Here is a 13,928-nt window from a genome sequence, read left to right as displayed (position 1 = left end):
ATGCGCCGCACTAGGATGGTGCGCATGGCGAAGACCGGTACGACCACCCAGGGGCTGCGCGCGGCGATCGAGCGCAGCGGCTACTACCCGACCCTCGTGGCCGAGGCCGTGGAGGCCTCCGTCGGCGGGGAGCCGGTCCACTCGTACCTGGTCCACCAGGAGACCACCTTCGACGCCAACGAGGTCCGCCGGCACGTCACCGTGCTCGTGCTGACCAGCACGCGCTTCATCGTCAGCCACACCGACGAGCAGGGTGCCGACGACACGTCCCCGACGCCGTACGCCACCACCTCCACCGAATCGGTGAAGCTGGAGCGGATCTCCTCGGTCGTGCTCAGCCGGGTGGTCGCCAACCCCGAGTCCTACACCGTGGGCACCCTGCCCCGCGAGGTCGTGCTCACCATCGGCTGGGGCGCGGTCAGCCGCATCGACCTGGAGCCCGCCGCCTGCGGCGACCCCAACTGCGAGGCCGACCACGGCTACACCGGCTCCTCCACGGCCGACGACCTGAGCCTGCGGGTCAGCGAGGCGGGCGACGGCCCCGAGACCGTGCGCCAGACCCTGGCCTTCGCGCAGGCCCTCTCCGAGGCGACCGCGAGCACGGCCGCCTGATGGCCCATCCCGTCCCCCCGTACGAGTCCGCACCGCTGGACCCCGCGAGCGCCCCCGCCCCGCGCTACGGCACGGCCGCGCTCAGCGACCTGCTGCCCGCGGTGGCCGCCGGCCTCGGTGTGACCGGCCTCCCGCCGACCGCGCTGCGCCTGGCGCCGGCCGACCGGGTCTGCGTCTTCCTGGTGGACGGCATGGGCTGGGAACTGATCCTGCGGCACCCGGACGAGGCGCCCTTCCTCACCTCGTTGCTGGGCACCTCGACCGGCGGTACCGGGCAGCCGCTCACCGCGGGCTTCCCCTCGACCACCGCCACCTCGCTCGCCTCGGTCGGCACGGGCCTGCCGCCCGGCGCCCACGGGCTGGCCGGCTACACCGTCCTCAACCCGGACACGGGCGGGCTGATGAACCAGCTGCGCTGGCTGCCGTGGACGTCCCCGCAGGACTGGCAGCCGCACCCCACCGCCTTCCAGCTCGTCCAGGACGCCGGGGTCGAGACCTGCCAGGTCACCTCGCCCACCTTCCAGCACACCCCGCTGACGAAGATCGCCCTGAGCGGCGGCACGTTCCACGGGCGGCTCACCGGCGACGAGCGCATGGACCTCACCGCCGAACGGCTCGCCGCGTCCGACCGGGCGCTGGTCTACACGTACTACAGCGAGCTGGACTCCATGGGCCACCGGCACGGCGTCGACTCCGACGCCTGGCGCGGCCAGCTCATGACGGCCGACCGCCTGGTCCAGCGGCTCGCGGAGCAGTTGCCGCCGCGCAGCGCGCTCTACGTGACCGCGGACCACGGCATGATCGACATCCCCTTCGACCCTGAGTCGCGGATCGACTTCGACGAGGACTGGGAACTGGGTGCGGGCGTCGCCGTCCTCGGCGGCGAGGCCCGGGCCCGGCACGTCTACGCCGTCCCCGGCGCGGCCGCCGACGTCCACGCCGTGTGGAGCGAGGTCCTCGGCGAGCAGATGTGGGTCGCCACCCGTGACGAGGCCATCGGGATGGGCTGGTTCGGCCCGCACGTGGAGGACAGGGTGCGCGGGCGCATCGGCGACGTCGTGGCCGTCGCCCGGGACGACGTCGCCGTCGTCGCCACCCGAACCGAACCGGGGGAGTCCTCGATGGTGGGTCTGCACGGTTCGATGACCCCCGTCGAGCAGTTGGTGCCCCTGCTCGAAGTACGCTCCTGAGTCCCGCACGCCGCCCGCACACCCACCGCCCACCACCGTCCGCCGCCCCGAAAGGCCGTCGCCCCCTCATGCCTGAGCTCGTGTTCTTCTCCGGAACGATGGACTGCGGAAAGAGCACACTGGCGCTGCAGATCGGGCACAACCGGTCTGCCCGCGGGCTCCAGGGCGTGATCTTCACGCGGGACGACCGGGCGGGGGAGGGAAAGCTGTCGTCGCGGCTTGGCCTGGTCACGGAGGCGGTGGAGGCCGCCGAGGGGATGGACCTGTACGGGTACGTCGTGGACCTGCTGTCCAGGGGCGGCAGGGTGGACTACGTGATCGTGGACGAGGCGCAGTTCCTCGCGCCGGAGCAGATCGACCAGCTGGCCCGGGTGGTGGACGACCTGGACAAGGACGTCTTCGCGTTCGGCATCACCACCGACTTCCGCACGAGGCTGTTCCCGGGCTCGCAGCGCCTGGTCGAGCTGGCGGACCGCCTGGAGCAGTTGCAGGTGGAGGCGCTGTGCTGGTGCGGGGCGCGGGCCACGCACAACGCCCGTACGGTGGGTGGTGAGATGGTCGTCGCGGGTGCCCAGGTCGTGGTCGGCGATGTGAACGGTCCGGGCGACGAGGTCGGCTACGAGGTCCTGTGCCGCAGGCACCACCGCCGCCGGGTGACGGCCGCCACGGCCGGTGCCTCCGCCCTCTCGCCGGACGTCCTGCCGGTGGCCTCCGACTGAGGGTCGCCGGCCGGATCGGCTCTCCGCCCGCGCGGCGGGCCCGAACGGAACGCCCGCCGTGCGCACAGAGGTTGACAACGATTCAGGCGGGGTTCAATGACGCCAGGACGCGAACTCACCGGTGCGCGCTAGGTTCTTGACCGCGACGCAGTTCATCACCGCCGGTCGGGAGAGGAGCCCTCATGGCAGAGATTCAGATTCCGGGTGACGAGTTGGAGGATCTGAGCGGGCTGCTGGGCCGGGTGATGGACCTCATCGACACCAAGCCCACGGGCTTCGACGAGACGGCCGTGGGCGCACCGCTGGCGTCCTCCGGCGGCCACTTCGAGAGCGCGTGGAGCGACGGCCGTACGCAGCTCAAGCGCCAGGGGAACCAGCTGAAGGACGCCTGCGACCAGATCGTCAAGGCGTTCACCGACTACGACAACCAGAGCGCGGAGTCCCTGACCGCGAAGTAGCCGACCCACCCGACAGGTCCACACGGCACTGACTGAGGAGCGCGCGGCGATGGCCCTTGACGGAACCCTGGCGTTCGGCCTTCGGATACCGGACGGCTGGGTGGAGTACGACCTGTCCGGCGAGGCGCTGGCCGGCATCCGGGCCGCGCTGATGAAGCAGACGCCGGACAAGGCGGAGCGGGACCGGATCAACGAGACGTTCCGCAATGTGCGGCGGATCGCGCAGGGCGCGCAGCGGCGCGGCGCGGTGTACGCGGCGGGCACGTTCACGATGTACGAGGACGGCCTGCTGATGGCGAACGTGATGATCTTCAAGGTCACGCCACCGCCGGGGCGGAGCTTCTCGCTGCACGATCTGAGCAAGGAGTTCTCGGCGGCGGGCGGCCGTCAGGGCGAGGGCACGGCCCGGACGTTCAGCACCGTGGAACTGCCGGGGATCGGCCCGGTGGGACGGGTGAAGGGCGTCGAGGAGGCCGAGGTCTCGCACGGGATCAGGACCAAGCTGCTGATCATGCACACGGTGGTGCCGTTCCCGGACGAGAGCGGCCAGGTGCTGGTGATCACCTGCTCCAGCCCGAACCTCCCGCTGGCGGAACCGCTGTACGACGTGTTCGACGCGATCACCTCGACGTTCAGTTTCGGTGTGATCACCCCGTCCTGACCGCGAGCGGCACGACGGGCCCAGTCCTCCCGCGGGAGGACCGGGCCCGTCGCGGCGCGGTGTTCAGCGCCCGCCGCCCGGCTCGGGGACGCGGACGGTCACGTACCTGCCGTCCCCGAGGTGCAGGTACGCCCTGCCGGGTTCGGGGTCGGCCCCCAGCAGGCCGTGCGGGAGACGGGCGCCGACGGGTTCACCGTCGCTGAGGTTGCGCGGGGCGAGGATCGCACCGCAGCGGTTGCGGCGGAGCGCGACCTGCCAGCCGCTCATGCTGCTGAGGAACGCCTCGTTGTTGCCGGCCGCGATCAGGCCCCAGCCGTCCCCGGCGGCCCCGCGGGCGAAGGTGGTGAGGTCGGAGTCGATCTCGGAGTGGGCCAGCATGTCGGCGTCGTCCAGCAGGATGGCGCCGGTCGGGCTGTCGACGCCGTGCAGGGCCTTGCGGAAGTCGGCGAGCGCCACGTCGGGATCGGTGAGGACGTCCACGACACCCGGCCGGCCGGCCAGGGAGCGCAGCGGAGACGGCCGGGGGGCGACGACGACCAGTTTGTTGCCGCGGGCGAGCAGGGACCGGGCCATGGTGAGCAGGACCGTGCTGCGCCCGGAGCGGGGCGGCCCGGCGATGACGAAGGTGGGGACGGCGGCCAGGTCCGTTCCCACGGCGGAGAGTTCGTCGCCGCCGACACCGACCATCGCCCACAGCGGGGAGGCGCCCTCGGGGATGCGGGTAAGGGCGTCCTCGAAGGAGAACCGGTCCGGGAGCACGTCCACCCGGAAGGGACGGAGCTGGGCCGGTACCGCGCGGTCGCGTTCGGCGGTCAGCTTGGCGATCCGGTCCAGGGCGGCCGCCTGCGCGGCGCCACTGGGGTCGGGGTCGATGAGCGCGATCTGGACGCTGCAGGTGTCCTTGAGCCGGATGGCACGGCCGGCGGGCAGTTCGGCGGGTATCTCCCGGTAGGGCACGCCGACGGCGGAGTAGTCGTTGCGGTCGTTGAGCCGCAGTACGAGCTTGTCCTCGGTGGTGGAGACGAACCGGGACGAGGTCAGGATCCGGTCGCCGGTGAGGACGAGGTGGATGCCGACGGCGGCGCCCTCGCGGAGCAGCAGGAGCATCTTCTCCATGACGCTGCCCTGGTCGTAGGTGCCGAAGTCGCGCTCGAACGCCTCGAAGCGGTCGACCAGGAGCAGCAGGTGCGGTGGGCGCCTGAGGGGGCTGCGGCGGCGGCGCAGCTCGGTGAGGTCGGCGAGCCCGCCGCGGCCGAGCTGGGCGCGGCGGCTGTTGAGTTCGGCGACCAGCCGGTTGAGCAGCCGGACCACGCGTTCGACCTGGCCGCGGTCCACGACGGCGCCGCAGTGCGGCAGTTCGGCCAGCGCCTGCAGGGCGCCGTTGCCGCAGTCCAGCCCGTAGATGTGGACGTCGGCGGTGCTGTGGTCGCGGGCGACGGCGGCGGCCAGGGTGCGCAGCGCCTGGGAACGGCCGCTGCGCGGCGCGCCGATGAGGTGGAGGTGGCCCATCGCGTCGAAGTCGAGGACGAGGTCGGTGCGGGCCTGTTCCGCGGGCACGTCGACCTGCCCGAACGTGACCGGGGTGAGGCGGCCCTCGGCGTCGTAGGACGGGCCGCTGCCCTCGGGGAGCGCGTAGGAGTCCGGCAGCGGCGGCAGCCAGGGGCGGCGGGGCTCGGGGATGCCGAGCAGTTCGGCGGCGGCGCCGATGCCCTGCACCAGGACGGCCAGGTCGGTGACCGTCTGGACGGCGCGCTGCTCGCCGTCCCCCCGGCGGGCGGGCGGCGGGTCGCCGAGTTCCTCCCAGTGCAGTTCGGTGAGGAGGGGGGCCGGGTGGTCGCCCTCGGAGGTGGTGGTGAGGTCGGGGCGGCGCCCGCCGATCCGGCCGGTCTGGAAGGGCAGCAGGACGGCGTGGCCGAGGCGGGCGTAGGCGCGGCCGGGGGTGCGGGGGGAGAGCTGGCCGGCGTCGGGGGCGTCGATGATGTCCCGGCTCTCGGCCGGGTCGGTGGTGCGCAGGGCGATCCGCAGGTTGGTGTTGGCGCGGATGTCGGCGGTGACCGCGCCGGAGGGGCGCTGGGTGGCGAGGATCAGGTGGATGCCGAGCGACCGGCCGCGCTGGGCGATGTTGACCAGTCCGGAGACGAAGTCGGGCAGTTCGCGGACCATGGAGGCGAACTCGTCGATGACCAGGACGAGCCGTGGCATCGGGCCGAGTTCGCGGCGGCGGGCGCGCTTGTCCGTGTAGTCGTCGATGTCCTTGGCGCCGGCGTCGGCGAGGATGTGCTCGCGGCGGCGCAGTTCCGCGCCGAGCGAGGTCAGGGCGCGTTCGACGAGGTGGGTGTCGAGGTCGGTGACCATGCCGACGGTGTGCGGGAGGTCCTCGCACTCGGCGAAGGCGCTGCCGCCCTTGTAGTCGACGAGGACGAAGTTCAGCTCGTCGGGCCGGTTGGCGACGGCCAGCGAGGCCACGAGCGTCTGCAGCAGTTCGGACTTGCCGGAGCCGGTGGTGCCGGCGATCAGGCCGTGCGGCCCGTCGGCCCTGAGGTCGACGGCGAACGGGCCGTCGACGCCCTCCCCGAGCACGGCCCTGGTGCTGCGCGGGGACACCGCCCACGCGGCGGCGACGGCCTCGGCGGTGGGCGGTTCCAGACCGAGCACGTCCAGCAGTCGCGCCGAGGTGGGCAGCAGGCCCTCCTCGGCGTCGTCGCCGACGTCCCGTACGGGGGCGAGCGCGCGGGCCACCCCGGTGAACCAGGCCGGCTCGGGGGCGTCCATGAGGACGCCGGTCACCGGTTCCACTCCGGCCTGGCGGATCCACAGACCGCCTACCCCGGCGACGGCGACGGCCTGGCACTCCTCGGGCAGCAGCCGCTCCTCGTCGTCCAGGCAGAGCGCGTACACCCCGACCTCGGGGCCGTCGCGGAGGATCTGGATGACGCCGGGCAGCGCGCGCAGCCGGCGGGCGCCGTCCAGGACCACGAGGATGTCGGGCTCACCGGCGGCGCCGCCGCGCGGAGCGTTGCGGCCCGCGGCCCTGCGGGCGGCGATCAGGGCGCTCAGCTCGGCGACGCGGCGGCCCAGTGACTCGGCGCCGGACCCGACGAGGCTCACGGTGTCCTCGCCCTGCGGGGCGCAGTGCGGCAGCCAGTGGACCCAGGACCAGCGGTCCGCGCCGGACGAGCCGGACAGGACGTAGATGCGCAGGTCGGACGGGCTGTGCAGGACGGCGGCCTGGGCCACGAGCCAGCGCGCCAGGGAAGCCATGACGTCGGCGCCACTGCCCTCGGCAGGCGCGCCCCCGACCCGGAGCGCCGCGTCGGAGGCGCGTACGTCGGCGGCCAGGCCCACGACGCCCGCGTCGCGGAGCGAGACCGCGACGGGCACGGCGTGCGTGGTGCGGGTGACCCGGCGGCGGTGCTCGGCCTCGGCCGGGTCCTCCAGCTCGACCCAGGCGGGCCGGTCGGCCACCCCGAGCCGCAGGAGCAGGAAGTCGTCGTCCCGCCAGCGGCGTTCCCACAGGCGGCGGCGCGGACCGGCGGCGATGAGCAGGGCGGTGGCCGGGTCGGGGCAGGCGGCCCGGCGGGCGGCCTGCTCGGCGAGGACCGCTTCCTCGACCTCCTGGTCGAGCTCGGCCTTGGTCTCCTTGTAGACGGCGAGCTGCTCCGCGTACGTCTCCTTGCCGCGCCGCTTGGCGGTCAGCTGGTTGACCAGGGCCATGACCGGGGAGAGCAGGCCGAACAGGAGCATGCGGGAGTTGCCGGTGAGGGCCGTCATGGCGCCGGACATCACGAGCGGTGCGAAGATCATCGGCAGCTGGAGTCTGTTGCGGGCCTGCTTGCTGGGCGGTCGCGGCAGCCGGAAACGATTCTTCGGGGTCGGCGGGAGCAGCCGGGGCGGGCGGTTGTAGTCGAGACCGGTCCCGTCGGCCGAGGGGACCACGGCGGCGTCGGGGGCGGTGGCCTCGGTCCGTTCCAGCAGGACGGGCCCGCAGGTCAGCACACCGGCGACGGGCCAGTCCCGCCACTGCCCGGTGCCGGTCAGCTCGCTGTCGTCCAGACGCAGGGTCTCGCCGTGTGCGGCGCGCACCAGGACGCTGCCGTTCACGGCGACGACGAGGTGGGCGGCGATCCCCGGGAGGGCATCGGCGGGCAGCCGGACGCGGGCCGTCGCGTCGGAACCGATGTCGAAGTTGCCCGGCGGCAGCCGGAACACCGATCCGGCGCCGGTGCCGCCGATGGCGCGCAACTCCACCACGCCCTCGGGCTCCTGGCCGGCCCGCGGCACGTCGAGCGGTGTCCCGAGGGCGAGCAGGCCGCCCGAGCGCAGTCCGGCGGCGGCCACGGATTGCTCCGCGGGGAGCCGGTCGGCGCCCGCGTACAGCACGGGCGGCTCGCCGGCGGGCGCGGTGCCGAGCAGGGCCTGACCGAGCTCTCCGGCCAGTTCGCCGACCGGGACACCGGGGTCGGTGTCGATCACGATGTCGGCCGCCCGGCCCGTCCGGGGATCGGGGTCGACGACGGTGACGGTCAGGCGCATGGGGCTGCTCCTCGGTTCCTTCCGAAGCGAACGGAGGCGGTACGGGCCGGACAGGTCTGCGGTCCGGCCCGTCCGCCGTGGGGCTGGGCGACAGGGATCAGTGGGGGAGGCTGTTGCCGAGCTGGGTGTCGGTCTCGGTGAAGCCCTCGCCGACGCTCTTGACGTACTGGGAGATGCCCGGCAGCCCCTCGATGACGTCGTTGTAGCCCTTGTGGAAGGACTCGAAGAACGGCCGGAACTTCGTCTCCGCCGCCGGGGTGCGGTAGCCGTCCGCGAGCAGGTTGTCGATATCGGTCTTGATCTTGCGGAGCTGGGCGATGGCCTGGTCGTACTCGTTGGTCACGGTCGCCGACGTGGAGTCGGTGATCTCGGTCTTGACGTCGAACTGCGGCATGGGGGCGGTTCCTCTCCTGTGGAGCGGGCTGGACGGTCGTGCGGCAGGGGCGGACGGTCGGGCGGGCTGTCGCGGGCCGGAGCGGGGTTACTGGCCCGGGCTCTGTTCGCTCTGCTCGGCCTGGATCCAGGCCAGCTCCTCCGGGGTGAGCGACACCGGGCCCTCCGGCTGCGGAGGGTTGAGCAGTTCCCGGTTCTGGTTGTCGTTGGCCGTGTTGATGAACTTCACCGGGATGTCGGTGTAGAGGACCTCGGGGCCCTTGGTCTGGAAGATGTGGCTGTTCTCCAACTGCTTGTTGGTGACGCTGTTGGCGACCGAGGTGCCCACCCCGAGGGCGGCGTTCTCCAGGGCGGTCGTGGGGTCCGCGCCCAGGCCGATCTGGACACCGGCGACCGCGAAGTTCTGGATGACGCCCTTGAGCGCGCCTCGGGCGGCCTCCCAGGCGAACTCCCGGTAGTCGTCCGGCTTGAGGGTGCTGCCCCCGTTGAACGCGTAGTCGTCCACCGGCGAGTGCTGTTCGGTGAAGCCGCCCGCGCCGTCGATGCCGGCGACCTTGGTGCCGCCCGCGTCCCGGACCGTGACGGCGCTGCTGTCGCCCGCGGTGAAGGTGTGGGTGGTGCCGTTGCTGTCCACCGACCCGGTGACTCCGCTGTGACCGACGTGCAGCGTGGTGTTCTCGCCGTTGCCCGTGTACTCGAAGTCGGCCGAGCCGTGCGGGTTCTGCGTGATGGTGACGCCGTTGCCGGGGTCGGTGGTGGTGGCGGTGCCGTGGTCGACCGTGGTGCCCGGGGCGCCGCCGGGTGGGGTGAAGGCGGCGGGGCCGCCCAGGTTGGTGACCGTGGTGCCGTCGCTGAGCGTGGCCGTCTGGTGGGCCGGGATCGAGGGCCCCTGCCCGCCCTGCGGCGGGGTGACGGCGGGGTGGTCGGTGACGTGGACACCGGGGCCCCCGGTGAGGCTGTTGTCCGGCCGTACGGTGACGGAGTCGCCCGGGCCGCCCGGGCCGCCGACCTGGAAGGTCCCGTTGCCGGTGTGGTCGACGTGCAGGCTGCCGCTGGTGACGCCGGAGCCGCCGCCCCAGATCGGCACCCGGACGCTGGGCCCGCCCGGGTGGTTCGCGCCGACGGTGAAGGTGGCGGGCGGGCCCTGCGGGGCGAAGGGGCTGTCCTTGCCGGGCAGGACCCCGGACTTCTCCGCCGGTGTGGTCGCGTTGGCGTAGCCGCTGTCGGACTTGGTGACCGTGACGTTGCCGGTGTCCACCGTGGACCGGCCGCCGAAGCCGCCGGTGTGGTGGATCGTGGGGCCGTTCCCCGGGGTCCGCACGGTGATGCCGCCCTGGCCGTCGCCGGTCACGGTGGACACGGGTGTCTCGCCCGGCCCGTTGCCGACCGGGTTGCCGCCCGTGTCGACGGGCCTGCCCTGGGCATCGACCGGGCCGTTCGGGTTGGGGCCCAGGTGCGTGACGCCGCCGGGGCCGAAGCTCCCGGTCCCCGCGCCGTGCTCGACGGTCACGTGTCCGTCGCCGTTGTGGCTGACGGTGGTGCCGGGCGCGGCGAAGGGATGGGCGCCCCGGGTGGAGACCGTCGTGCCGCCCGTCCCGTTGGTCAGGGTGTTGTCGCCGCCGACGAGCGGGGGGCTGCCGACGTAGGCGGGGCCCTTGCCGGGCGGGGTCAGGACGGTCGCGCCGTCACGCGTCGCCGTGATCGTCGCCCCGCTGGGCGAATTCTCCACGCTCAGACGCCCGTTGGGGTCGACGGTGTGGCCGACGCCGGACGTGTCGTCGACCGTCCGGGTGCTGAAGCCGCCGTGGCCGTCCGGGGTGAGCGTGGTGGTGTAGCCGTTGCCCGCCGCCGTGATCGTGCCGTGCGTGGTGGTGACGCTCTGCCCCGCGGTGTTGGAGACGGTGACCGACGGGCCGCCGACCTGGACGCTGCCGTCGGGGCCGGTGACGTTCACGGTGCCGTCGACGCCGGAGGTCGTGGTCGTCGTCGCGGTGGTGCCCTGCTGGCTGAAGCTGACGCCGTCGTGGCCCGGGGCGCTCTGGACAGTGACGCCCTGCGAGCTGATCCCGTTCGCGCCGACCTGGGCCCGGACCGGATTGCCCTGGGCGTCCGGGTGGGTGATGTCGGCGGTCGGGCGGTGGGCGCCGTCGGTACCGGCGCGGACGGTGAACGCGCCGCCCTGACCGTCGTTCACGGTGGCGCTGGCGCCGCCCGCGCCGGTGTCCACGGTGGTGCCCTGCCCGACCGGTGCGCTGGAGACCGTTCCGTTGCCGGTGGCCACCACGCCACCGGCCACGTGCGTCGTGGCGCCGCCCGGGCCGAGCGTCGTCGTGCTGCCGCCGACGGCGACCGTGGCCCCGCCGTTCTGGCCGAGCGTGACCGACACGGCGGGCGGGCCGCCCGGCACGCCCGCCGTGATGCCGCCGGGGCCACGGTGGGCGGTGAACCCCGGCCCGGTCGCCGTCGTGCCGTTCGGGCCGGTGGTCACCTGGAATCCGCCGGAGTCCAGGGTCGTGGCGCCGCCCGACACCGAAGCCGTCGTGGTCACGACGTGACCACCGGCGTCCACCGTGCTCGTCCCCTGCACGCCGACCGTCGGTGTTCCATGGCCGTCCACGGAGACCGTGAGGTTGCCGTGGGACACCGGGTGGCCGGGGGCCGCCTGCGCCAGCGGTGGAGGCTGGGTCGGGACACCGTCGGGTCCCGGAGGGCCGTGCTGGCCGGGTGCGGGGGCGATGACGCCGTCCGCGCCGACGTGGTACCGGAACCCGCCCTGCGTGAAGTCGGCGGTGCCGTCGGCGTGGACGGTGGTGCCGCCGGCCGTGAGGTCGCCGTTCCCGCTGTGGCTGATGCCGCCGACGGTGAAGGAGCCGTTCTGGCCGACGGTGAACGGGGCGCCGTTGTCGCCGGTCAGCGTGACGCCGTCCGGAGTGAAGAACGCCGTGCCCCCGTGGGCGCCCGGGCCGGCCTGCACGGTCACGATGCCGTCGCTGTCGGCGCTGACGGACGGGCCGCCCTGCGTCGTCACGTTGACCGCGGAATCCAGTCCGTAGTGCCCGGCGTTGCTCTCGAACCGCACCGTGGTGCCGGGGTGGTGAGGGTCGGGGACGACCGTGAACCCGTCGCCGGCCAGGTGCGTGGTCGGGCCGCCGATCGAGCTCACCGTCGCGGTGCCGTCCGGATGCAGTGTGCCGGTCACTCCATTGTCCTGGACCGGGACACCGCCCGCATGGGGCGGGGCGACGTGCTGGTGGCCGGGCAGCGACACACCGCCGCCGATGCCGTCGGCGGGCGCCGTGACGTGGTGCCCCGCGAGATTGACGTCGACGCTACCGCCCGCACCGGCCCCGGTGTCGTGTGTGACCACCGGCGGATTGCCCGGAGCACCGTGGAACACCGAGGTGACGGTGCCCTGGTGCTGGACGGAGACCCCGTCCCCGGACACCGTGGTGGTGCCGCCCGCGTCGTGGACCGTGAGTCCCCCGGTGTGGATGTCACCGCCGGCCGCGACCGTGAAGGCGGGCGGGTTCGGGCCGTGGACCCCCGCCTCCCCGGTGCCGTTGAAGGCGACGGTGCCGTCGGCGCCCTGGGTGACGCCCCCGCCGAACGGGCCGTTCGCCGTCGTGAACCCGTGGTCGGACAGCGTGGTGGTGAGGTGGGAGCCGTTGCCGGCCGGGGTGTCCACACCGGTCCGGGTGCCGTCGTACGTGACCTTGTCGCCCTGCGGGCTCTCGATCGTGTTCGTGCCGCCCGAGGTCTTGGAGGTGAAGCCGTCCGGGGTGGTCGTCTTCGTCGTGGTCTTCGGTTCCGGCTGCGGACCCCCGTCCGCCGTCGCGGCGGGCTTGGGCGTGGGCGGCTCGGTCTTGGTCTCGGTGGTCGTACCGTCCGGCGTGGTGACCTTGGTCTTCAGCGCGCCGGTGGTCTGGTCGCCCTCGGTCTTGCTCGTGATCCCGTGGAAGCCGGTCTTCTGCGGCATCTCCCGGCCGTTGACGTGCAGCAGGCTGCCCGGGGTGAAGCTCGACGCCGAGAACGCCTTGCCGACGTTGCTCTTGAACTTGCCCTGCGTGGTGAAGGCGTCCTTGAGGTTGTTGGCGAACTTCGTGCCTCCGAGCACGGCGAAGCCGCCGCCGACGGCCGCACCCACCGCGGCCCCGGCGAGGATCCTCCCCGCGTCCAGTTGTCTGCCCGCGGCGACGTCCGAGATGACGGTCGCGGTCGCGCCGAGCGCGAACTCGGTGCTCCCCTCGGCGACCGCCTTCTGGGTCACCACGAAGGCCGGCCTCACCTTCAGCCCGTCGTAGTTGACGCCCCGGCCCAGCGGGGTGAGGACCTTGCGGGTGAAGGTGGAGGTCTTCGCCCAGCCCTTGACCGCGTTCGACATGGTGCCCGCGCCACGGCCCGCGGTCGCCAGCGCCTTGCCCAGCGGCGCGAACTTCGAGAGGACGTTGCCGAGTCTGCCCAGCTGGCCCAGCAGCACCCCGCCCGGCACGATGGTGAGCAGACCGACGATCAACTCGCCTATCTCCAGATGCCCCTGGGAGACCATCCGGATCACCGACAAGCCGAAGGCGAGTGCCCCGATGAGGATGCCGACCACCGGGAAGAAGATCGCGACGAGACCGGCGAAGATGCCGATGATGATCTCGAAGATCGGGTGGTCCGCGAGCCAGTCGCCGATCTTCTGGAAGATGTTGCGCGCCGGAATGGCCTGGTCCGCCGCCGCGTCCAGGGCCCGGGAGGCGGTGGCGGACCCGTCTTCGCGCATCTGCTGGGCCTGCTGGGCCAGCACCGCCGCCGCCGACAGCTGCGACTTGGCGTTGCCGACCTCCGTCACCTGCGCGTCATGGCTCGACGTCTGCTCCGGCGTGGCGTTCTGGGGCAGGTCGGGGACCACCACCGAGGCGGCCGCCGCGACGGGCCCGCCCTGGTCGATCGCCCGGTCCAGCAGGCTCTGCGCCTCGGTGAGCACGCCCGCGTAGACGGAGTACGCGTCGGCCGCCGAGTGGAAGGACGTCCGCGTCTGGTCCAGGAAGCGCGGCATGTCCCTGATCTTGTCCTGCAGGGCGGCCATCGCCTGGCCCTTGCCGTGCCGGATCGCGGCGTCGGTGCCGAGCAACCGGTAGGCCTGGTCCGCCTGGTCGCCCAGGTCCCGGTACGTCCGGGCGAGGGTGCGGATGGCCTCCGGGTCGCCCGGGGTGGGGTCGCTGTCGAAACCGAGCGCTTCCCATCCGCTGGTGTGCCGTCTCGCCATAGCGCTGTCGCCCTTCCCCGATCGTTCACCGCTCGGCCGTGCCAGTAGTAACTCCGGTATGGCTAGGCTCAGTTCACAACATGACTTTCTCGCGCCCGGGTGAACTGTTCA

At 73.1% G+C, this 13,928-nt stretch carries 8 protein-coding genes; 5 read left to right on the top strand and 3 right to left on the bottom strand.

Annotation, left to right across the window (positions count from 1 at the left end; genetic code table 11):
• Window positions 1-24 precede the first annotated feature (24 nt).
• The 5 genes from PV364_RS08500 to PV364_RS08480 all read left to right on the top strand — a co-directional run bounded on the left by PV364_RS08500 (window position 25) and on the right by PV364_RS08480 (window position 3,640).
• Window positions 25-612, top strand: coding sequence for a DUF5998 family protein (locus PV364_RS08500; RefSeq protein WP_319659120.1), 588 nt, complete (start codon window positions 25-27; stop codon window positions 610-612).
• On the top strand, window positions 612-1,802 hold the full coding sequence (locus PV364_RS08495) for an alkaline phosphatase family protein (RefSeq protein ID WP_319659119.1): 1,191 nt from the start codon (window positions 612-614) through the stop codon (window positions 1,800-1,802). The genes PV364_RS08500 and PV364_RS08495 overlap by 1 nt, the downstream gene beginning before the upstream one ends.
• 68 nt (window positions 1,803-1,870) lie before the next feature.
• Window positions 1,871-2,521, top strand: coding sequence for a thymidine kinase (locus PV364_RS08490; protein ID WP_319659118.1), 651 nt, complete (start codon window positions 1,871-1,873; stop codon window positions 2,519-2,521).
• Between the two features lie 182 nt (window positions 2,522-2,703).
• Entirely contained in the window at window positions 2,704-2,979 is a 276-nt protein-coding gene (locus tag PV364_RS08485; protein WP_319659117.1) for a hypothetical protein, read from the top strand.
• Between the two features lie 49 nt (window positions 2,980-3,028).
• Window positions 3,029-3,640: a hypothetical protein gene (locus PV364_RS08480; RefSeq protein ID WP_319659116.1), complete on the top strand. Its 612-nt coding sequence runs from the start codon at window positions 3,029-3,031 to the stop codon at window positions 3,638-3,640.
• A gap of 63 nt (window positions 3,641-3,703) precedes the next feature.
• On the opposite strand, the gene PV364_RS08475 is transcribed toward PV364_RS08480, so the two are convergent.
• From PV364_RS08475 to PV364_RS08465, 3 genes are all read right to left on the bottom strand, one after another.
• The gene (locus PV364_RS08475) at window positions 3,704-8,173 is read right to left on the bottom strand and encodes an FtsK/SpoIIIE domain-containing protein (RefSeq protein ID WP_319659115.1); all 4,470 of its coding nucleotides are present in this window, start codon (window positions 8,171-8,173) and stop codon (window positions 3,704-3,706) included.
• A 97-nt stretch (window positions 8,174-8,270) separates the two neighbouring features.
• Entirely contained in the window at window positions 8,271-8,567 is a 297-nt protein-coding gene (locus tag PV364_RS08470; RefSeq protein WP_319659114.1) for a WXG100 family type VII secretion target, read from the bottom strand.
• Window positions 8,568-8,654: 87 nt separating this feature from the next.
• Window positions 8,655-13,817 carry a hypothetical protein gene (locus tag PV364_RS08465; RefSeq protein ID WP_319659113.1) on the bottom strand — a complete coding sequence of 1,721 codons (5,163 nt, stop codon included), beginning with the start codon at window positions 13,815-13,817 and terminating at the stop codon, window positions 8,655-8,657.
• Window positions 13,818-13,928: the final 111 nt, after the last annotated feature.

This window comes from Streptomyces sp. MI02-7b, assembly GCF_033793585.1.
Classification (GTDB): domain Bacteria; phylum Actinomycetota; class Actinomycetes; order Streptomycetales; family Streptomycetaceae; genus Actinacidiphila.
The sequence above is the reverse complement of the archived record's forward strand: the minus strand, read 5'-3'. Positions and strand labels throughout refer to the sequence as shown.

Coding starts and splice junctions, on each gene's coding strand:
- PV364_RS08485 (WP_319659117.1), top strand. CDS start 2,704: ATGGCAGAGATTCAGATTCCGGGTGACGAGTTGGAGGATCTGAGCGGG.
- PV364_RS08470 (WP_319659114.1), bottom strand. CDS start 8,567: ATGCCGCAGTTCGACGTCAAGACCGAGATCACCGACTCCACGTCGGCG.
- PV364_RS08480 (WP_319659116.1), top strand. CDS start 3,029: ATGGCCCTTGACGGAACCCTGGCGTTCGGCCTTCGGATACCGGACGGC.
- PV364_RS08500 (WP_319659120.1), top strand. CDS start 25: ATGGCGAAGACCGGTACGACCACCCAGGGGCTGCGCGCGGCGATCGAG.
- PV364_RS08475 (WP_319659115.1), bottom strand. CDS start 8,173: ATGCGCCTGACCGTCACCGTCGTCGACCCCGATCCCCGGACGGGCCGG.
- PV364_RS08495 (WP_319659119.1), top strand. CDS start 612: ATGGCCCATCCCGTCCCCCCGTACGAGTCCGCACCGCTGGACCCCGCG.
- PV364_RS08465 (WP_319659113.1), bottom strand. CDS start 13,817: ATGGCGAGACGGCACACCAGCGGATGGGAAGCGCTCGGTTTCGACAGC.
- PV364_RS08490 (WP_319659118.1), top strand. CDS start 1,871: ATGCCTGAGCTCGTGTTCTTCTCCGGAACGATGGACTGCGGAAAGAGC.